The following is a 19494-nucleotide window of genomic DNA, read 5'->3' on the forward strand; positions in this document are numbered from 1 at the left end:
GCTGTAGGCTGCGCGTGAGCACTAGCCTATAAAGAAACCCCCGACCTTGGTCGGGTGAGCATGTCATGATCAAAACAACATTTTATTGGCGGCCGCGATGATCTGCTGGTAAATAGGCAGCTTGTCCTTGAGTTTCCTGGTCAAATAAGAAAGATAGATGTTGAAGCTGAAGTATTCAGCTGGCAGCTTGACGAAGCGGGAAAACTGGTGGCCATATTTCTTGGCGTCAGGGTCAATCAGCGCTGGATCGACCAGGGCCAGGAGGCCGCTCTTGTGAGCGATAAGGGCCGCGTCCCACTGGTTGTTGACCTGGATCGTCGCGCTGGCATCGATCTTTTCGCCAGCCAAAAAGCGCTTTAAGACGCCGCAATTATCCATATCCTTCTTGGAACCAACGAACTGGGCCGTGCTGAAAACGCGCTTGGCTTGCTCGAGGTTCAAAGAATCCGGCAGCTCCTGGTCGTACTTGCTGCCAAAAGGGACCAGCAGAGACAGCTGCCGGCACTCCAAGATTTCGGAAGTGACTTGCCGGTCGATCACTTGTGGCCCAATATAGAAGTCAATTGAACCGCTTTTTAGCGGTCAAGGGCTTGGCTGTCGTTAATAGGGACGATTTTCAATTGATCAGACAGCTTCTCCGCGTAAATTTTGCGATAAAGGTCACACGCAAGGAATGGATCGATCGGTTGCACGTAGCCGACAACCGTGATGTCTTTTTGATTGCTGCTGAGCGTCTTCATTTGGAGCTGCAAGTCGCTGTAAGCAGAAATGACCTTGTCCAGTCCCTTGGCCAGGCTCCCGCCGGCTTCAGTCAAGGAAATGGGCATGCCGGAGCGGTTGACCAGCTTGATCCCGTAGTCGTGCTCGGCCCGCGTGATGATCTGGCCGACATAGGACTGGCTCAGATACTGGTTCTCTGAGACATCTGCCAGCGTTGGGGGTGACTTGAACTCCTTTCCCATTCCGGCATTGCTTTCAAGCCAGAGGAATTGCTTGTCCTGACTGGCCGTCAATTATACCCGAATCAACCAATTAACCTGATTATCCTGTATTCTTGAAAATAATCGGAATTCATCAGCGGCCAGTCAGATAACAAACTCTATAATCGCGAAAGGCACTTCCATTTCTTTGGAAGTGCCTTTTGTCGTGTAGTAAGATAGTGGTAGCAGCTTTTTTAACAGCAAAAACTTTGGAAAGGATTTTGATTTTGATTATTCGCAAAGCTAGAAAAGACGACTATGTTGCCGTTTTTCCAATTTTGAACCAAATTTTCGATGAAATGGACATGGCGACCATCAAGCGGCTGCCAGACAGCCAATTCTACGACTTGATGCGGCTGGGCTTTATTTCAGAGAACTACCGCTATTCATACAACCGGATCTGGGTGGCAACCGATGAACATGACCGGGTCCTGGGCATCCTGTGCATGTACTCTGACCGCGACCAAGGCATCATTGACGTGGTCTTGCGCAAGGAAATGGCCAAAGTCGGCCTGCCGATGAAGACTGACATCTTTACCGACAAGGAAGCCGAAAAGGGCGAATGGTACATTGACGCGATCGCGGTTTCACCTAAATACTGGGGCCGGGGCATTGCCAGCAAGCTGCTGGACGTCGCGCCAAAGATTGCTAAGAAGCATGGCTTCTCAGTCGTTTCTTTGAACGTGGACAAAGAAAACCCTCGTGCACAGCGCTTATACGTGCACAAGGGCTTTGAGACGACTCACACGATGACTATTGGCGATCGCGTTTATGATCATATGGTGAAAAGAGTCTAAAGAGACTGGCCGTCCCAGTGGAATGCTGGCTGATGATTGGCAGAAAGTCTGGCAATTCCAAAGGCGTGACGTGCCACTGGGTAAAGAGGACGGCAATCAACAGAATAAAAGGGATATCTTCTGGCCGCTCAATCTGGCAGGTCAGAACGACGCCGTGGTCACTGACTTCCGTCTGGACCGCGGCGACTTTTTTTACCCCGCTTCTAAAGGCGTAGCTCCCTTTCTTGATGCTCCCGTTGACCCAGTAGTTCAAGCGGGTGATGTAAAAAAGGTTGAGCTGGTGGTTGTTGACCTTCTTGACATGGACGAGGGAGTGGTTGACCACGTCAAGGGTGTAAGAGGCAATCAGCCCGGTCCCGTCACTGTAGAGGCGGCCAATCTCCTGGCTGCTGGTGTCCAGCAGGTAGAGGGTATGATTGGGGTTGTCCAGGTTGCCCCGGATGATGCCCCAAGGTTCACCCTTGCCGTCAACAATCGGGATCTGGCCGGTATGCCCCTCTTGGGTGAGGGAAAGGGTGTAGGTATACATGGTTACTTCAACTCTTTTTTGTTTTCAGAGATAATTCGGTCAATCGCGGCAGCTACCCCATCTTCATTGTTGGTGCGGGTGATAAAGGTAGCGATGTTCTTGATGTCCAAGACCGCGTTGCCCATGGCTACGCCAACGCCAGCCATGGAAATCATGCTTTCATCGTTGAGGTTGTCGCCGATCGCGGCCGTTTCCTCGCGCTTGATGCCCTTGGCTTGCGCGTAGTCCATCAGGGCTGGCCCCTTTTGGGCCTTGGCCGCGTTGATTTCAATGTTGTCGCTCGAGCTGGAAGTGATGGAGAGCTCGCCCATCTGCTTGACTTGCGGAATGATGCCTGAGAAGAACTCTGGCCCCCGGCTGTCAAAGGCGATGATCTTCATGATTTCCAGATTGTCGTCTTCCAGCAGGTGCTCGAAGCTGTCAACTTCCTGGATGCTGACGATGGCTGGCTTGGCGCCGGAAACCATGACGGCTTCCTTGAAGGTCAGGCCAGGGTTCAGAGTCATGACGTAGTGGGCCACGTTGGCAATCCGGGCGCTCAGGTCTTCTGAGTAGACCTTGTCCTTGGTGACCACTTCAAAGTACAAATGGTACTGCTTGAGCAGCTTGACGATTTGCCGGCCGACTGCCAGGTCAATCGGGTTCTTGACGATCAGGTTGCCTTGCGGGTCGTAGACCAGAGCCCCGTTCAAATTGATGAAGCCGCAATGGATGCCGTAGCTCTTGATCAGCCCCCAGGATTCGTGGGGCGCGCGGCCGCTGGCGACTAAGAATTCGATCCCGTTGTTTTCTGCCCGCTGGATAGCTTGGACATTGCCGTCAGAAACCTCCATGCTGGCGTTAAAAAGGGTCCCGTCCAAGTCGCAGGCGATCAATTTAATCATCTGAATTTACCTCCTTGTTGTTCGTTTTCATAATAACATAAAAACGGGGCTAGCAAGGTATGCAGAAACATGAAATATTCTCCAAAAAAGGAGTCGTGATTTTTTTCACTAATCCTTGGACTAGGGGCCGATTAATGATAAGATTCTAGTAGGACAAAATAAAGGTGGAATGATTGATGAAGCATTTTATTGGCAACGATTGGGATCAGGTGCTGGAGCCGGTTTTTGAAAGTGATGAATATCACAACTTACATGAGTTTTTGCGCTCCGAGTACCAGAATAAGCAGATCTACCCGGATATGTATCATATTTTCACGGCTTTCAAGCTGACTCCCTTCGCGGAGACCAAGATCGTGATCTTGGGCCAGGATCCCTACCACAATCCCGGCCAGGCAAATGGGATGAGCTTTTCTGTCAGCCCAGGCACGCCCCTGCCGCCGTCCTTGCGGAATATCTACAAGGAACTGTATGACGACGTGGGTGCCTTGCCGGTGAACCATGGCTATTTGAAGCGGTGGGCCGACCAGGGCGTGCTCCTGCTCAACGCGGTCCTGACCGTGCCTTACGGGCACGCAAATGGCCACCAGGGCAAGGGCTGGGAGGCAGTTACCGACGCGGCCATCAAGGCCTTGAGCGAGCGGGGCAAGGTGGTCTTTATCCTTTGGGGCCGCTTTGCCCAGAACAAGATCCCCTTGATCGACCAGGAGAAGAACGTCATCATCAAGTCCGCCCATCCAAGTCCGTTTTCAGCCAACCGCGGCTTTTTTGGCTCCCGGCCTTTTTCAAGAGCCAACGCGGCCTTGGTCAGCTTCGGCGAAGCGCCAATTGACTGGCAGCTGCCCATGCAGGCAGAGTAGTATCCTTTAGGAGGAAAAAATGGAAGTTTTTGAAATTTTGAAAGATTTGTTGAAGAAGAGTTCAAAGAAGCGGATCGTTTTTCCAGAAGGCAATGACGTCCGCGTGCTGACCGCGGCCAGCCGCTTGCAGGCTGACGGCCTGGTTGAGCCCATCCTGCTGGGCGAGGCGGACAAGGTGGAGGCGCTGGCCAAGAACGCCAAGCTGGATCTGTCAGGGATCAGGATCGTTGACTACCTGCACGCGCCGGAATTTGCCTCAATGGTTGAAAAGTTCCACGAGCGCATGGCTGGAGGAAAACATTTCCAAAGCATGGAAGAGGCGCATGACGCCATGCTGGACCCTAACTTCTACGGGACCATGCTGGTTTATACCGGCGAAGCTGACGGGATGGTTTCCGGGGCGGCCCACTCAACGGCTGCAACTGTCCGCCCGGCCTTGTTCATCTTGAAGACCAAGCCGGGGATGCACCGGGTTTCAGGCTCCTTCATCATGGAGCGGGGCGAAGAGAAGTACATCTTTGCTGACTGCGCGATTTCCATTGACCCAACCAGCGACCAGCTGGCCGAATTTGCTGAACAGTCAGTCATTACGGCCAAGGCAATCGGAATTGAAGAGCCGCGCGTGGCCTTTTTGAGCTTCTCAACCCATGGCTCAGCCAAGGGAGCGCAGGTTGACAAGGTAGCCGAAGCTGTTAAACTCTTTAAGAGCAAGAACCCAGACGTGATTGCCGACGGGGAGCTGCAGTTTGACGCCGCCTTCGTGCCGGAAGTGGCCAAGATCAAGGCGCCGGACTCAGCAGTGGCTGGCAAGGCCAACATCTTCATCTTCCCAGAGCTGCAATCCGGCAACATTGGTTACAAGATTGCCCAGCGCCTGGGCGGCTTTACGGCCGTTGGCCCCGTCCTGCAAGGGCTGGCCAAGCCAGTCAACGACCTGTCGCGCGGCTGCTCAGCTGACGACGTCTACAAGATCGGGATTCTGACGGCAGCGCAATCAGCAATCGAGGATTAAAAGAAAGAACGTTATGACAGAATTAGCAATCAATTCAGCAGCCGCCATGCAGAAATGGGGCCAGGCCTTGGCTGACACCGCCAAGCCCCATGATCTCTTGCTGCTTAAAGGCGACTTGGGCGCCGGCAAGACGACTATGACCCAGGGCTTGGGCCGGGCTTTAGGAATCAAGCGCCCGGTCAAGAGTCCAACCTTTACGATCGTGCGCGAGTACCGGGAAGGCAAGATGCCGCTCTTCCACATGGACTTTTACCGCCTGGAGGGCGACGACCTGGCTTCAATCGACCTGAATGAGTATCTGGCTGAAGATGGGATCGTGGTCATTGAATGGCCGCAGGTCATCCAGGATGATTTGCCAGAAAACTACCTCGGCTTGGTGCTCAAGCGGGTTGATGACTCCTGGGACTCCACCAAGCGCGTGGTGCAGCTTGATCCCCACGGGCCAAGAGCCGGCGAATGGGCCAAAGAAGCCCAGGCCCGCTACACGGAATTAATGGCGGAATAGCCAGCAGACAAAAATAACCAGACGCAAGCCAAAAATGCGTCTGGTTATTTTTTTGCCAATGGCTGGCAAGCTAGATCTGATAGACAAACTGTTTGACGGCCTCCATGCTGTGCTTTTCCGCTTCCTTGACCAGGATGCCGGCACAGGCCTCGCTGTCGCTGAGAGCATTGTGGTGGTGCCAGAGTTCAACGTCCAGCAGGTCAGAGACTGTGTTGAGCTGGTAGTTGGCCAGGCCCGGCTCCAGCTTTTTGGCGACGGCCAGGGTATCGATGACCAAGTAGTGGGGCTCAGCGATCCCGTAGCGCATCAGCGACTGCTTCATGACGTTGGTGTCAAAGCGGGCGTTGTGGGCCGCCACGAGCATCCCCGGCTGAAACAGCCCCTTGATCTTGGGCCAGACCTCGCTCATGGTCGGGGCGCTTTGCACGTCGTTGGCCGTGATGTCGTGCACCTTGATGTGCTGGGCGTCAAAGGCCATTTGGGGATTGATGACAGTGTAGAAGCGGTCGATGATCTTGTTGTCCCGCACCATGACCAGGGCTAAAGAGCAGGCACTGGCTGGGTGCTGGTTGGCAGTTTCAAAGTCCATTGCGACAAAATTCATTAGAAAAACCTCCGGTAACTAAAAGAAGTATAGCACAGGACTTAAGGCGCACTAAAGTGATGAAGACCAGCGGCTAATGCGGTAAAATATCAAAAGGAATTATGAGGAGGCACAATATTGAAATTGACTGATTTGCAAGCTAAGGGCATCGACATTCAAGAAAACATTCCCCTTAGCCGTTACTCATTTACGGAAACGGGCGGCCCAGCCCAATTTTTGGCCTTTCCCAAGTCTTTGGCAGAATTGCAGGATTTGCTGGCCGCGGCGGAAGAAGAGCAGCTGCCAATCACGGTGATCGGCAACGCATCCAATTTGATCATCAGCGACAAGGGCATCAAGGGGCTGGTCATCATCTTGACCAAGATGCACCAGATCAAGGTGACAGGCGACAAGGTCACGGCGGAGGCCGGCGCGAGAATTATCGACACTTCCTTTGCCGCGGGCAAGGCGGGCTTGTCCGGTCTGGAATTTGCAGCCGGGATCCCAGGGTCAGTCGGCGGGGCGGTCTTCATGAACGCCGGGGCCTATGGCGGCGAGACCAAGGACTGCCTGGAAACGGCCACGGTCTTGACGAAAGACGGCCAGCTGAAGACCTATAGCAATGCAGAATTGCAGTTCAGCTACCGGCACTCGCTGGTGCAAGAGACGAAGGAAATCGTCGTTTCCGCCGTTTTCGCCTTGAAGAAGGGTGACCGGGAAACAATTCTGGATGAGATGAACTACCTGAACGCGCTTAGAAAGTACAAGCAGCCTTTGGAATATCCGTCATGCGGCTCTGTCTTCAAGCGCCCAACGGGCCACTTTGTCGGGCCAATGCTGATCAAGGCGGGACTGCAGGGCAAGCAGATCGGCGGGGCCCAGGTCTCAATGAAGCACGCCGGCTTTATCGTCAACAAGGGCGGCGCCACGGCCACGGACTATCTGAACCTGATTCACTATATTCAAAAGACGATTAAAGAAAAATACGGGATAGATTTGCATACAGAAGTGAGAATTATTGGGGACAAGTAAAACTGTAGCAATAAAGCAGAATATATAGGAAAAGCGTATGGAAATTATTAAGTTGGATCACATCACCAAGCAGTATGATGATGGTTTTGTTGCCTTGCGGGACATCAATCTGAGCATTGAGTCGGGAAAGTTTTATTCCTTGCTCGGACCTTCCGGGTCCGGCAAGACGACGATTTTGCGGATCATTGCCGGTTTCGCTGAGCCCAGCACGGGAAAAGTCTACTTTAACGGGCAGGACATTACCGGTTTGGACGCGTCCAAGCGGCACTTTAATACCGTCTTCCAGAACTATGCCCTCTTTCCGCACCTGAACGTGTACGAGAACGTGGCCTTTGGGCTCAAGCTCAAGCGGACTCCGGAAGCCACGGTGCGGGAAAAGGTCAAGGATGCCCTCCACACCGTCCGTCTGGACGGCTTTGCCAACCGGGAGATCTCAGAGCTCTCCGGCGGCCAGCAGCAGCGGGTTGCCATTGCCAGGGCGATCATCAATGAGCCGAAAGTCCTGCTTTTGGATGAATGCCTTTCAGCCCTGGACAAGCGCCTGCGCAAGGAAATGCAGTTTGAATTGCGGGCCATCCAGAAGAAGCTGGGCATCACTTTCATCTTCGTCACCCACGACCAGGAAGAAGCTCTGGCCATGAGCGATGAGATCTTTGTCTTGAATGACGGGCAGATCCAGCAAAGCGGCAGCCCGGTGGCCATCTATGATGAGCCCGTCAACGACTTTGTCGCCCGCTTCATCGGGGATTCCAACATCCTGCCTGGGGAAATGATCAAGGACTTTGAGGTCAAGTTTGCCGGCAAGAACTTTGAATGTGCCGATGCCGGGATTACTCCTGGGGAAAAGGTTGAAGTCGTCTTAAGACCGGAAGACCTGGACATCACCGCGCCGGAAAAGGGCAAGGTGACCGTGCAGGTCCTCAGCCAGCTTTTCCTGGGCGACCACTTTGAGATCAAGGCCACTGGCGCCGGCACTGAATGGCTGATCCACTCGACCAATGGGGTCAAGATTGGCCAGGAGATCGGCCTCTTCTTTGACCCAGAGGACATTCACGTCATGCGCTTGGGCGAAACCGAAGCGGAATTCGATGCCCGCCTTGAAAGCTACGAAGGCGATGGAGAGGGGGACGACGAATGAAGCAAAAGCACCTCAGCTTCCTGATCCCATACCTGTTGTGGATCATCTTGTTCGTCATCGCGCCCCTGGTCTTGATCTTGGGCTACTCCTTGACGGACGCTGCCGGTCACTTTACCTTGCACAACTTTGTGCTCTTTTTTTCCGGCGGCACCTTCATCAAAATGATGCTCAATTCCTTCTGGTATGCTCTGCTGATCACCTTCTTCTGCCTGCTGATCTCTTATCCGGCCGCCATGGTCTTGACCAAGCTGAAGAACCAGCAGTTTTGGCTGATGCTGGTCATTTTGCCGACCTGGATCAACCTGCTGCTCAAGGCCTACGCCTTTATCGGCATTTTTGCCAGAAACGGGATGGTCAACCAGTTCCTCCACCTGTTTGGGATTGGGCCAGTGCCGATTCTATTCACGGACTTTGCCTTTATCTTCGTGGCGACCTATATTGAGATTCCTTTTATGATCATGCCGGTCTACAACGCCTTAAAGGAAATTGACCCAGCCTTGATCCGGGCCAGCGCCGACCTGGGCGCCAGCTTCTGGCAGACTTTCAGATACGTTATCTGGCCTCTGTCCTGGCCTGGGGTAGAAAGCGGTGTTCAGGCCATCTTTATCCCGTCTTTGTCCCTCTTCATGCTGACCCGCTTGATCGGGGGCAACCGCGTCATCACTTTGGGGACGGCGGTTGAAGAGTACTTCTTGACCACGATGAACTGGAACATGGGGGCCACGATTGGCGTCATCCTGATCTTCTTGATGACCATTGTCATGATTCTGACCTCCGGCAAGCGCCACAAGAAGGAGATTGACTTATGAGAAAAAACAGTCTTTTAGGCCGGATCTACTTTGGCCTGGTCCTGGTGATCCTTTACCTGCCGATTTTTTACCTGGTCTACTTCTCTTTCTCCAGCGGCAAGAGCATGGACCATTTCCAGCACTTTACCTGGGCCCACTACCAGACCTTGTTTGCGGACCACCGCCTGCTGGCCATCTTTTTGGAGACGCTCATGCTGGCTTTGCTGTCCAGCTTGATCGCGACGGTAATTGGCACTTTAGGGGCGATCGCGATCAACGAGATGCGGAAGCCGGCCAAGCAGCGCTTGTACCTGTCTTTGAACAATATTCTGATCGTTTCGCCTGACGTCATCATCGGGGCCAGCTTCTTGATCCTGTTCACGGCGCTGGGCTTTACCCTGGGCTTTGCCTCAGTCTTGCTCAGCCATATTGCCTTTTCCGTCCCGATCGTCGTCTTGATGGTCCTGCCCAAATTAAAAGAAATGGACAATTCGCTGATCGATGCTGCCAGAGACCTGGGGGCCAGCGGCTGGCAGGTCTTTTCCAAGGTCTTGATCCCGGCCCTGACGCCGGGCATCATGTCGGGAATGTTCATGGCCCTGACCTACTCTTTGGACGACTTTGCCGTGACTTTCTTCGTAACTGGCAATGGCTTTACGACCCTGTCCGTTGAAATCTACTCCAGAGCCCGCCAGGGGATTGACCTGGAAATCAACGCGCTCAGTACGATCATCTTCTTGTTCGTCATGCTCCTGGTTGGGATCTACTACTTTATTTCCAAGCGCCAGGGCAAGAAGGCCAAGGGCGTAGGAGGGCTGATCAAATGAAAAAGATGTTTATTTCGATTGCGGCTATTCTCTTGGCCTGCCTGGCCCTGTTTTTGGGAGCCCAGGAGCTGGACAGCTCTTCAAGCGGGAGCGAGAGCAGCTCTAAGGATTTGATCATCTACAACTGGGGCGACTATATTGACCCCAAGCTGATCACCAAGTTTGAAAAAAAGACCGGCTACCACGTCATCTATGAGACTTTTGACTCAAACGAGGCGATGTACACCAAGCTCAAGCAGGGCGGAACCAACTACGATCTGGCCGTTCCGTCTGACTACATGATCACCAAATTGCGCAAGGACAAGCTGCTTGACAAGATCGACACCAAGAAGCTGTCCAACTTCAAGTACATCGGCCAGGAATTCTTGCACAAGTCCTTTGACGAAAACAACGAATATTCCGTCCCTTACTTCTGGGGCACCCTGGGGATCGTCTACAACGACAAGTACGTCAAGCCAGGCGAGATCTCCACTTGGAACGACCTCTGGCGCAAAAAGTACCGGGGACAGATCCTGCTGGTGGATTCCGCCCGCGACATCATGGGCCTGGCCCTGGTTTCCATTGGCCACTCCATGAATACGACCAACTCAAGCTATCTGAAGGCAGCCAAGGACAAGCTGGACAAGCTGGGGCCAAACGTCAAGGCGATCGTCGCCGACGAGCTCAAGATGTACATGGCCCAAAACGAGGCCTGGATTGGGGTCACCTACTCAGGCGAAGCGGCCACGATGATGGATGAAAATTCCCACATCCACTACGTGGTGCCAGAACAGGGGTCCAACCTCTGGTTTGACAACATCGTCATTCCGAAAACCTGCAAGAACAAGCGGGGAGCCTACCAATTCATCAACTTCATGCTGGAGCCAAAGAATGCCGCGCAAAACGCGGAGTACATCGGCTACGCGACTCCTAACCTGGCCGCGCAAAAGCTGCTGCCAAAGGACATCAGAAATGACCAGCAGTTCTACCCGAACATGAAGACCCTGAAGAATCTTGAGGTCTACCGGGACCTGGCCAAGGAAAAGGTGCAGGAATACAATGACCTTTTCCTGGAATTTAAGATGTACGCGCGCAATTAAGCTCCTTTTGCCTTAAAATGGAGGGAGAAGCAGCGATAAAGCGAAAAGTGCGGCTGATTTTAGAAAGGAGCAAAAATGCAGTTTAATATTGCAAGCCTGCTGAGCTGGCATACCCTGTCAGTGGTCCTGGACGTGCTGATCACTTGGTACTTCCTTTACCACTTGACCCTTTTGATCAAGGGGACCAAGGCGGTGCAGCTGGCCAACGGGATTCTGCTGATCCTGATTGCCCGGGTCCTGGCCGGCTGGGCGCAGCTGACGACCGTGACCTTCTTGCTGGACCAAATCGTGTCTTGGTCCGTCATCGGGATCATCGTGATCTTCCAGCCTGAAATCAGGCGGGGCTTGGAAAAGCTCGGCCGGGTCTCCATTTTTTCTGATCGGGAAGGATCGGAAAGAAAGCAGCAGGAGAAATTGGTTAAGGAGCTGGACAAGGCCATCCAGTACATGTCTAAGCGCCGGATCGGGGCTTTGATCACGATCGAGCAGAAGACCGGGCTGGATGACTATATCGAAACGGGGATCAAGCTGGACGCTTTGGTGACCGGGGAGCTCTTGATCAATATCTTCATCCCCAATACCCCTCTGCACGACGGGGCGGTCATCGTCAAGGGCAACCGGGTGGTGGTGGCCTCGGCCTACCTCCCCCTGTCCGACAATGCCATGATTCCCAAGAGCCTGGGAACCCGGCACCGGGCCGCCGTCGGGATTTCCGAAGTCACGGATGCCATCACGGTCGTCGTTTCTGAGGAAACGGGCGGGGTAACCATCACCCGCAACGGCCAGTTCATGGTTGACCTCAGCCAGCAGGAATACCTTAAGTACCTGCGGGCTGAATTGGTTACTTCAGAAGAGAAGAAGCAGCCATGGTTCGTGAATCTCGTCCAAAAGTTGTGGAATTGGGGTGAGAAATAATGCAGAAATTTTATGACAAACCATGGTTCTACAAGCTTTTCTCCCTGATTTTGGCCATCGTGCTGGTTGCCTTTGTCGACAATACCCAGGTCAACGTCAACAACCAGTCCAAGGTCCAGGAAACTGCCTCGACCAAGCAGGCGATCAACATGGCCCTGCAGGTGTCGGTTGACGCGGACAAGTACTACGTGACCGGCTATCCTTCCAAGGTCAAGGTCACCCTGGAAGGGTCAAACGCTCTGGTGACCTCTACCGTCAACACCCAGAACTTCAGGGTCTACATTGACTTGAGCAAGCTGGGCGTTGGCGAGCACAAGGTGCCGATCAAGGTTTCCGGTCTGCCAAGCCAATTGTCCTACAAGCTGTCGCAGAAATATACGACAGTCAACATTCAAAAGCGAAAGTCCCGTACCATGGCCGTGCAAATAGGTTATAATAAAAATGCTGTGGCCAAGGGCTATGATATCGGCACGGCCACGGTCAAGCCCGAAACGGTGGAAGTTACGGGGGCTTTGAGCGAGGTCAAGCGGATTGACCGCATCCAGGCCCAGCTGACGGTTCCTAACGCCAGCAACCATACCATCCGCCGCAATGTCATGCTGGTGGCGCTTGACAGCAAGGGCCGCCAGCTTAATGTGGTGATCAATCCGTCAACGGCCACGGTCACCCTGCCGATCTCCGTCTCCAAGAAGACGGTCAAGCTGAAGCTGAACGCGGCGAATGGCTCAAGCAAGAAGGTCTACTCCCTGACTGCCAAGCAGGATCAGGTTACGATCTATGGGCAAAAGGAGGCGCTGGACAAGATCAAGTCCTTAACCTTGAACGTCGACTTGACCAATATCAAGTCGTCCACGACCCGGTCCTACCGGCTGCCCGTGCCAAGCGGGGTGGCTTGGGTTGATCCAAGTTCCGTGGACGTGCGGATTTCGGTCAGCGATGCTGATGATTAGGAAAATTACAAAGTAAGAAAGGTTCTTATAATGCTTAAATATTTTGGTACTGATGGTGTGCGTGGGGAAGCCAACAAGGTCTTGACCCCGGAAATGGCCTTTAAGTTGGGCCGGATGGGTGGCTACGTCCTGACCAAGGAAAAGGAAGACGGCGGCCAGGCCCGCGTCCTGGTTTCACGCGACACCCGGATCTCTGGTGAAATGCTGGAGCACGCTTTGATTGCCGGTCTGCTGTCAGTCGGCATTGAGGTCTTGGAATGCGGCGTGATCACGACTCCAGGTCTGTCATACCTGGTTCGGGCCCAAGGCGCGGATGCCGGCGTGCAGATCTCCGCTTCACACAACCCAGTTGAAGACAACGGGATCAAGTTCTTCGGCAGCGACGGCTTGAAGCTGTCAGACGCCAAGGAAGAGGAAATTGAAGAGCTGATCGACGCCAAGGAGGACATGCTGCCTCGTCCTTCAGCTGAGGGCTTGGGCACGGTAACCGACTTCCGCGATGGCTCCAACAAGTACATCCAATTTTTGGAAAACACCATCCCAGAAGACCTGGATGGGATCAAGGTAGTAATCGACGGGGCCAACGGCGCGGCCAGTGCCTTCATTTCTCGCTTGTTTGCTGACCTGAACGTGGACTTCACCACGATCTCAACCCATCCAAACGGCTTGAACATCAACGACCACTGCGGGGCAACCCACACTGAGCACCTGCAGGAAGAAGTCGTCAAGCAAGGCGCCCAGCTGGGGCTGGCCTTTGACGGCGACGCTGACCGCTGCATTGCCGTTGACGAAAACGGGAACGAAGTCGATGGCGACCACATCATGTACATCATCGGCTCATACCTGGAAGAACACGGCCGCTTGAAGAAGGATACGATCGTGACGACCGTCATGAGCAACCTGGGCTTCACCAAGGCCCTGCAGCGCCGCGGCATTAAGAACGTCCGCACCCAAGTCGGCGACCGCTACGTTTCAGAAGAAATGCGCGCTCATGGCTACAGCCTGGGCGGGGAGCAGTCAGGTCACGTCATCATCAGCGACTACCACAACACTGGCGACGGCATGCTGACTGGGATTCACTTGATGCTGGTCATGAAGAAGACTGGCAAGTCCTTGACTGAGCTTTTGGAAGACTTCAAGGAATACCCACAAGTCTTGGTTAACGTGCCAGTCAAGAACAAGGCTTCCTGGAAGCAGCACCAAGCCATCGTTGACGTCATCAAGGAAGTCCAGGATGAAATGGGTGATGACGGCCGAGTTCTGGTGCGTCCTTCAGGCACGCAGGAGTTGCTGCGGGTGATGGCAGAAGGCCCAACTGAAGAAGCAACCCAAGACTACGTCGACCGGATCGTCAAGGTCGTTGAAGACGAAATGGGCGAATAAGCAAAATGCATTTGAAAGTCTTGCCGCAAGGCAAGACTTTTTGCATGGCAAAAAGGAGATAAAGCTCTTTCGATAGTTTTTTGAAGTAGGATATAATATACTTATGAGCTTGACAGCCTGCTCTTGATGTAAGAACAAGGCACGGCGAAAAAGACAAGCAGAAGAAATAAGAGGTGCGAGCATGGCAATTAAAATGTTGGCCGTCGACTTGGACGGCACCCTCCTGACTTCCAGCAAGACGATTTCGGCTGGGACCATCAAGGCCCTGCAGGAGGCCAGAAATGAAGGAATCAAGGTCGTCTTGGCCACGGGCCGGCCCTTGTTTGGAATTGAGCCTTATACGGAAGCGCTGGGCCTTAAAGGGGCTGATGAATATGCAATCCTGTTTAACGGGGCGGTTGCCCAGAACCTGAACGGTGACGTCCTGTTCAGCCATGACTTGGACCACGGCGACTTCGACACCATGGTCCACATGCAGCGGCTGGCTGACGTCAATTTGAACTTTGAAACGCCTCAGCGCTTTTATACCATGGACCACAAGCTGTCCATCCGGATGTCGATTGACGGGGCTGAAACCAGAAACCAAATCTGGATTCAAAAGCGGGAAGACTTCAAGCGCGACTTTACCTTTGCCAAGGCAGGCTACATGGCTGACGACTCAGACCAGGTCGAGCGTCTGTGGAACCGCCTGCCTGAATGGTTCTTCCAAAGCTATGCGGTCGTCCGCAGCTGGCCGGAAGTCATCGAAGTCGGGTCACTGGAAGCCTCAAAGGGCCTGGCGGTCAGCGAGCTGGCCGCCCGCTTGGGCTTTTCCGGCAGCCAGGTCATGATCTTTGGCGACCAGGGCAACGACCGGTCCATGTTTGAAATGGCCGACTTTAAGAAGGTGGCTATGGGCAATGCCATCGATGAAATCAAGGACATGGCTGACTACGTGACCGATACCAATGACCGCGACGGAATCGCCAAGGCCTTGCGCAAGCTGGTCTTGTAATTCAGGAGCTTTTTTGAAGACCAAGCCAGCCGGCTTGGTCCTTTTTGCTAAAAGGAGCAAGGAGACGATGAATACAGAAGCAATCAGCCAGCCGCTGAAAGCGGCAGTAGACCAGGGCATCGTTCGCGGAGCTGCATACGCCATTATTGGGGCTGACGTCCATGAGGAGCATTATCTTGGCTGGTGCGATGACAGCCGCGAGCATCCAGTGGTTTCGCACCTTGACTACGACCTGGCCTCCTTGACCAAGGTCGTGGCGACGGCCACGCGGATTTTTCAGCTGCTGGGCGAGCGGACCATTGAACTGGAGGATCCGGTTGGCAGCTTCTTTGAGACCAGCTTTCCGGACGTGACGGTAGCCGACCTGCTCTTGCATGACAGCGGCCTGCCGGCTGACCTCACCGACGTCTGGCAGTATGAGAGCGCGGCCGACGTCTGGCAGGCCGTCAAAGACAGCCAATTGGTCTACCCAACTGGCAGCGCGGCCAGGTATTCCGACCTCAACTTCATCATTTTGGGCAAGATCATTGAGAAAGCAACCGGCAACCCCTTGGCCGTTGAAATTCACAAGCATGTCCTCAAGCCGCTGGGGATGCATGACAGCGGCTACTGCCTGGGCAATGAGCCTTTTAGAGACCGGAACTGGTTCGTGCCAACAGAAATGACCCAGAAGCGCGGCCAGGTCTGGGGCGGCGTGCATGATGAGACGGCCTGGCAGCTGCAGGGCTGCGCGGGTCACGCTGGCCTTTTCGCCAGCTTGAGCGACTTGGAGAATTTTGCCCAAATGTACCTGAACGATGGCCGCTTTCATGACCAGGAAATCATTCCAAAGCAGATCGCGGTCCGCTTGCCGGAGTTGGATCACTTTGAGCGGACCCTGGCTTGGATCCGCTGGACGCCAAACCGGAAGAATCTTTGGCATACCGGCTTTACGGGGCCAGGCTTGGGAATTGACCTGGACCGGCGGCGGGCCTTAATCATCCTGACCAATGCCGTCTACCCTAAGCGCGGCAACGAAGCCTGGCAGGCAGCCCGCCGGGCGGCGGCCGCGGCCTTTTTTGGCGGCAAGTACCGGGAAAAGCAGGCTTAGGCAAATATAGTTGACAATTGTAAACAAAGGCGTATGATGAAATATGAAAGTTACATGTGTAAACGAAAAAGAAAGCAAGATGCAAGCAGAACTTGACCGAGACTACAGCATTTCCGATGCCGAATGGGACGTCATGCGGATCGTCTGGACCCTGGGCACCGTCTATACCAATCAGGTGGTCAGCCAGCTGCAGGCCAAGAAGGACTGGAGCGAATCGACCATTAAGACCTTGATGCGGCGCCTGGAAAAGAAGGGCTTCTTGAAGGTCAACCGGTCGGGTCACCGCTTCACTTATGAAGCGACGATCAGCCAGGACGAAATGATGTACCAAAGCATCAAGCGGTCGCTGGCCGCCATGTGCGACATGCACAAGGGGCAGCTGCTGCTCCGCCTGCTGGACGAGATCCCCATGTCCAAAAATGACTTGGCCAAGGTCGCGGCCAAGGTCGCGGAAAAGCAGCTGACCGCGCCGGATCAGGTTCCTTGCAACTGCCTCGCGCATGATCCGGATCATTGCGCGGATCATTGTTAAGAAAGAGGGACTGGGCAAATGTTGCTCAAAATTATCGTACTGATCGGCGCTTTAGCCCTGATCGGCATCATTTTGTGGTGGTTTTTCGGCAAGTTCGAGCAAGCAACCGGCAAGGCCAAAGTCGTTGACGGCAAGCAGGAAGGCAGGGTCGTGGTCAAGGGTGGCTATAATCCCCAGGTCATGGTCTTCAAGCAGGGCCAGCCGGCCGAAGTCGTCTTTGACATGCAGGACTCAACGGCCTGCTTGAGCCATGTGGTTTTTGAAAAGCTTGGCGTGGACAAGGATCTGGCCAAGGATCCGCATGCCCGGGTCAAGATTCCAACCGACCAGGCAGGCGAGTTCGACTACGCCTGCGGGATGAATATGTTTCATGGAAAGGTGATCGTTAAATAATGGGACTTTTTAAGCGCAAGCAAAGCAAGACTATCGTCGTTGACAAGGGCTATGAGCCTTCTGAGGTTCACTTCAAGCAGGGCAAGGAGGCAGAATTGACCTTCAAGGTCAAGACTGACAATACTTGCCTGCAAAAGGTCGTAATCAAGGATTTGGGGCTGGAAAAGGACCTGTTCAACGACCTGGACAAGACTATCCAGATACCAACTGACAAGCGGGGGGAGATTCTCTTTGCCTGCGGGATGGACATGTTTCATGGGAAGATCGTGATCGACTAATGCAGCTTTCAAGCATCAAGCGCTTCTGGATCTCCTTGGCCCTCTCCCTGCCGATGCTGGTGGACATGATTGCCATGCCCTTTGGCTTCATGCTGCCCAACTCCCGCCTGATCGCCCTAGCCGCGACCACTTTGGTGATGCTGATCGCCGCCGGCCCTTACGTCAAGAGCGCCTGGGCCGCCTTTTTAAAGCACCAGGCCAACATGAACACCCTGGTGGCGGTTGGGACAAGCGTGACCTATCTCTACAGCCTGTTTGCCTTTTTTACCGGCCGAGACGTCTACTTTGAGAGCGCGGCCTTTGTCCTGGTCTTCGTCCTTCTGGGCGATGCCATGGAGGAAAAAATGCACGCCAATGCCTCAAATGCCCTGGCCAAGCTGCTGGACCTGCAGGCTAAAGAAGCCGAAGTCTGGCGGGGCGGCCGCTTCGTCAAGCTGCCAGTCTCTGAGGTGAAAATCGGCGACGTCATCCGCGTCAAGCCAGGCGAAAAGGTGCCAGTCGACGGTGAAATCGTCGAAGGGTCTTCAACGCTGGATGAAGCCATGGTGACCGGGGAAAGCCTGCCAGTCGTTAAAAAGGCGGGTGACTCCGTCATTGGGGCCACGGTCAACGGGAAGGGGAGCTTCCAGTTCAAGGCCACCAAGGTTGGCCAGGACACCATGCTGGCCCAGATCGCGGAAACGGTCAAGAAGGCCCAGACTTCCCACGCGCCAATCCAGAAGCTGACCGACCGGATTGCCGGGATTTTCGTTCCCGCCGTCCTGGTTCTGGCCATCTTGACTTTCGCAATCTGGTACGTCTTTTTCAATGCTTCGCTAGTTCAGGCCATGCTCTACGCGGTCTCCGTCATCGTTATTGCCTGTCCGTGCGCTTTAGGCTTGGCGACGCCAACGGCCTTGATGGTCGGGACTGGCCGGGCGGCCAAAATGGGCGTTTTGATCAAAAACGGCGAAGTCCTGGAAAAAGTCGCGGCCCTGCAGACGGTTGCCTTTGACAAGACCGGGACCATCACGGTCGGCAAGCCGGAAGTGACCGACCTGATTGGGGATAGCGCGGCCTTGCAAACGGCCGCCAGCCTGGAAAGCGCGTCAGAGCACCCATTGGCGCAAGCCATCGTCAATCAGGCTGCCCAAGCGGGACTTGCCCTGGAGAAGGTGACTGACTTTGAGACCATAGAAGGGCGCGGGGTCAAAGGGCAGCTGGCCGGCAAGGAGGCCTTGGTTGGCAGCGCTGAATTGACCGGCGCTGATGCCGCTTGGCGGGAAAAGGCCGCGGCCCTGCAAAAGCAGGCCAAGACCGTCGTCTTTGTTGCCCTTGATGGCCAGGTCATTGGCCTGGTAGCCATCCAGGACCAGCCTAAGGCCAGCTCCAAAGCCGCCATCCAGCTCTTGAAGAAGCGGGGAATGCGGACGGTGATGCTGACGGGAGACAATGAAAACGTGGCCCAGGCCATTGCCAAGCAGGTGGGCATTGACCAAGTCATTGCTGGCGTTTTGCCCAATGAGAAAGCCGATCACGTCAAGGCCCTCATGCAAAAGGAAAAAGTGGCCTTCGTTGGCGACGGGATCAATGACGCGCCGGCGCTTTCCGTGGCGGACGTGGGCATTGCCATGGGCAGCGGCACGGACATTGCCAAAGAAGCCGGCGGCATCGTGCTGGTCACTAGCGACCTGCTAGGCGTCGTCAGGGCCTTGGATATTGCCAGGAAGACTTTCCAAAGAATCAAGCTCAACTTGTTTTGGGCCTTGATCTACAACATGGTTGGCATTCCGATTGCCGCCGGTTTGTTTTCAGGCTTGGGGCTGACTCTCAGTCCGGAATTGGCAGGCCTGGCCATGGCCTTCAGCTCCGTCTCAGTCGTCAGCTCATCGCTTTTGCTGAACAAGGCCAAAATTGCTGGCGCGGAAAAGCAAAGATCAGTTTGAAAATACTTAAAATCTTTAAGACA

General features: G+C 54.2%; 23 protein-coding genes. 18 read left to right on the forward strand and 5 right to left on the reverse strand.

Going from position 1 to position 19494, the window contains the following annotated elements:
- Nucleotides 1–69: 69 nt before the first annotated feature.
- The gene (locus OCH80_RS07495) at nucleotides 70–540 is read right to left on the reverse strand and encodes a hypothetical protein (protein WP_404539528.1); all 471 of its coding nucleotides are present in this window, start codon (nucleotides 538–540) and stop codon (nucleotides 70–72) included.
- A 35-nt stretch (nucleotides 541–575) separates the two neighbouring features.
- Nucleotides 576–962, reverse strand: coding sequence for a LysR family transcriptional regulator (locus OCH80_RS07500; RefSeq protein WP_404539531.1), 387 nt, complete (start codon nucleotides 960–962; stop codon nucleotides 576–578).
- 248 nt (nucleotides 963–1210) lie between these two features.
- Between OCH80_RS07500 and OCH80_RS07505 the strand changes: the two genes are divergently transcribed.
- Nucleotides 1211–1777 carry a GNAT family N-acetyltransferase gene (locus tag OCH80_RS07505; protein WP_302187315.1) on the forward strand — a complete coding sequence of 189 codons (567 nt, stop codon included), beginning with the start codon at nucleotides 1211–1213 and terminating at the stop codon, nucleotides 1775–1777.
- Here the strand turns inward: OCH80_RS07505 and OCH80_RS07510 are convergent.
- Together OCH80_RS07510 and OCH80_RS07515 are read right to left on the reverse strand one after the other, a co-directional pair.
- A complete protein-coding gene (locus OCH80_RS07510; protein WP_154547534.1) occupies nucleotides 1734–2306 on the reverse strand; it encodes a hypothetical protein in 573 nt (190 codons plus the stop codon). The two genes, OCH80_RS07505 and OCH80_RS07510, sit on opposite strands and share 44 nt — an antisense overlap.
- A gap of 2 nt (nucleotides 2307–2308) precedes the next feature.
- The gene (locus tag OCH80_RS07515; RefSeq protein ID WP_206987517.1) at nucleotides 2309–3190 is read right to left on the reverse strand and encodes a Cof-type HAD-IIB family hydrolase; all 882 of its coding nucleotides are present in this window, start codon (nucleotides 3188–3190) and stop codon (nucleotides 2309–2311) included.
- A 176-nt stretch (nucleotides 3191–3366) separates the two neighbouring features.
- On the opposite strand from OCH80_RS07515, the gene OCH80_RS07520 reads away from it, so the two are divergent.
- The 3 genes from OCH80_RS07520 to tsaE are packed head-to-tail and all read left to right on the forward strand — an operon-like array spanning nucleotide 3367 to nucleotide 5564.
- A complete protein-coding gene (locus OCH80_RS07520) occupies nucleotides 3367–4047 on the forward strand; it encodes a uracil-DNA glycosylase (RefSeq protein WP_195837379.1) in 681 nt (226 codons plus the stop codon).
- A 19-nt stretch (nucleotides 4048–4066) separates the two neighbouring features.
- Complete coding sequence (pta, locus tag OCH80_RS07525; RefSeq protein WP_404539536.1) at nucleotides 4067–5059, forward strand: phosphate acetyltransferase; 993 nt, start codon at nucleotides 4067–4069, stop codon at nucleotides 5057–5059.
- 13 nt (nucleotides 5060–5072) lie between these two features.
- On the forward strand, nucleotides 5073–5564 hold the full coding sequence (gene tsaE, locus OCH80_RS07530) for a tRNA (adenosine(37)-N6)-threonylcarbamoyltransferase complex ATPase subunit type 1 TsaE (RefSeq protein ID WP_206987515.1): 492 nt from the start codon (nucleotides 5073–5075) through the stop codon (nucleotides 5562–5564).
- A 70-nt stretch (nucleotides 5565–5634) separates the two neighbouring features.
- On the opposite strand, the gene OCH80_RS07535 is transcribed toward tsaE, so the two are convergent.
- Nucleotides 5635–6168, reverse strand: a complete 534-nt coding sequence (locus OCH80_RS07535) for a 3'-5' exonuclease (protein WP_404539539.1) — start codon at nucleotides 6166–6168, stop codon at nucleotides 5635–5637.
- 117 nt (nucleotides 6169–6285) lie between these two features.
- Between OCH80_RS07535 and murB the strand changes: the two genes are divergently transcribed.
- The 14 genes from murB (at nucleotide 6286) to OCH80_RS07605 (ending at nucleotide 19471) form a co-directional block, all read left to right on the forward strand.
- A complete protein-coding gene (murB, locus tag OCH80_RS07540) occupies nucleotides 6286–7179 on the forward strand; it encodes a UDP-N-acetylmuramate dehydrogenase (RefSeq protein ID WP_404539542.1) in 894 nt (297 codons plus the stop codon).
- A 37-nt stretch (nucleotides 7180–7216) separates the two neighbouring features.
- Entirely contained in the window at nucleotides 7217–8317 is a 1101-nt protein-coding gene (locus OCH80_RS07545) for an ABC transporter ATP-binding protein (protein WP_154547512.1), read from the forward strand.
- The gene (locus OCH80_RS07550) at nucleotides 8314–9126 is read left to right on the forward strand and encodes an ABC transporter permease (protein ID WP_404539547.1); all 813 of its coding nucleotides are present in this window, start codon (nucleotides 8314–8316) and stop codon (nucleotides 9124–9126) included. The genes OCH80_RS07545 and OCH80_RS07550 overlap by 4 nt, the downstream gene beginning before the upstream one ends.
- Complete coding sequence (locus OCH80_RS07555) at nucleotides 9123–9932, forward strand: ABC transporter permease subunit (RefSeq protein ID WP_206987512.1); 810 nt, start codon at nucleotides 9123–9125, stop codon at nucleotides 9930–9932. Before OCH80_RS07550 ends, OCH80_RS07555 begins: the two co-directional genes overlap by 4 nt.
- On the forward strand, nucleotides 9929–11011 hold the full coding sequence (locus tag OCH80_RS07560; RefSeq protein ID WP_404539549.1) for an ABC transporter substrate-binding protein: 1083 nt from the start codon (nucleotides 9929–9931) through the stop codon (nucleotides 11009–11011). The genes OCH80_RS07555 and OCH80_RS07560 overlap by 4 nt, the downstream gene beginning before the upstream one ends.
- Nucleotides 11012–11086: 75 nt before the next feature.
- Nucleotides 11087–11926 (forward strand): diadenylate cyclase CdaA, encoded by an 840-nt coding sequence (gene cdaA, locus OCH80_RS07565; RefSeq protein ID WP_302187284.1) that lies wholly within the window; start codon nucleotides 11087–11089, stop codon nucleotides 11924–11926.
- A complete protein-coding gene (locus tag OCH80_RS07570; protein WP_404539552.1) occupies nucleotides 11926–12876 on the forward strand; it encodes a YbbR-like domain-containing protein in 951 nt (316 codons plus the stop codon). The genes cdaA and OCH80_RS07570 overlap by 1 nt, the downstream gene beginning before the upstream one ends.
- A 30-nt stretch (nucleotides 12877–12906) precedes the next feature.
- Nucleotides 12907–14259: a phosphoglucosamine mutase gene (gene glmM, locus OCH80_RS07575; protein ID WP_404539555.1), complete on the forward strand. Its 1353-nt coding sequence runs from the start codon at nucleotides 12907–12909 to the stop codon at nucleotides 14257–14259.
- A gap of 181 nt (nucleotides 14260–14440) precedes the next feature.
- Nucleotides 14441–15253, forward strand: coding sequence for a Cof-type HAD-IIB family hydrolase (locus OCH80_RS07580; protein WP_404539557.1), 813 nt, complete (start codon nucleotides 14441–14443; stop codon nucleotides 15251–15253).
- Nucleotides 15254–15320: 67 nt separating this feature from the next.
- Nucleotides 15321–16343, forward strand: a complete 1023-nt coding sequence (locus tag OCH80_RS07585) for a serine hydrolase domain-containing protein (protein WP_404539560.1) — start codon at nucleotides 15321–15323, stop codon at nucleotides 16341–16343.
- Between the two features lie 79 nt (nucleotides 16344–16422).
- Complete coding sequence (locus OCH80_RS07590; protein ID WP_154547494.1) at nucleotides 16423–16875, forward strand: CopY/TcrY family copper transport repressor; 453 nt, start codon at nucleotides 16423–16425, stop codon at nucleotides 16873–16875.
- 18 nt (nucleotides 16876–16893) lie between these two features.
- Nucleotides 16894–17268 (forward strand): cupredoxin domain-containing protein, encoded by a 375-nt coding sequence (locus OCH80_RS07595; RefSeq protein ID WP_404539564.1) that lies wholly within the window; start codon nucleotides 16894–16896, stop codon nucleotides 17266–17268.
- On the forward strand, nucleotides 17268–17546 hold the full coding sequence (locus OCH80_RS07600) for a cupredoxin domain-containing protein (protein ID WP_404539567.1): 279 nt from the start codon (nucleotides 17268–17270) through the stop codon (nucleotides 17544–17546). Before OCH80_RS07595 ends, OCH80_RS07600 begins: the two co-directional genes overlap by 1 nt.
- Entirely contained in the window at nucleotides 17546–19471 is a 1926-nt protein-coding gene (locus tag OCH80_RS07605) for a copper-translocating P-type ATPase (RefSeq protein ID WP_404539570.1), read from the forward strand. The genes OCH80_RS07600 and OCH80_RS07605 overlap by 1 nt, the downstream gene beginning before the upstream one ends.
- Nucleotides 19472–19494: the final 23 nt, after the last annotated feature.

The organism is Lactobacillus sp. 23-2 (assembly GCF_044902225.1).
GTDB lineage: Bacteria > Bacillota > Bacilli > Lactobacillales > Lactobacillaceae > Lactobacillus > Lactobacillus absianus.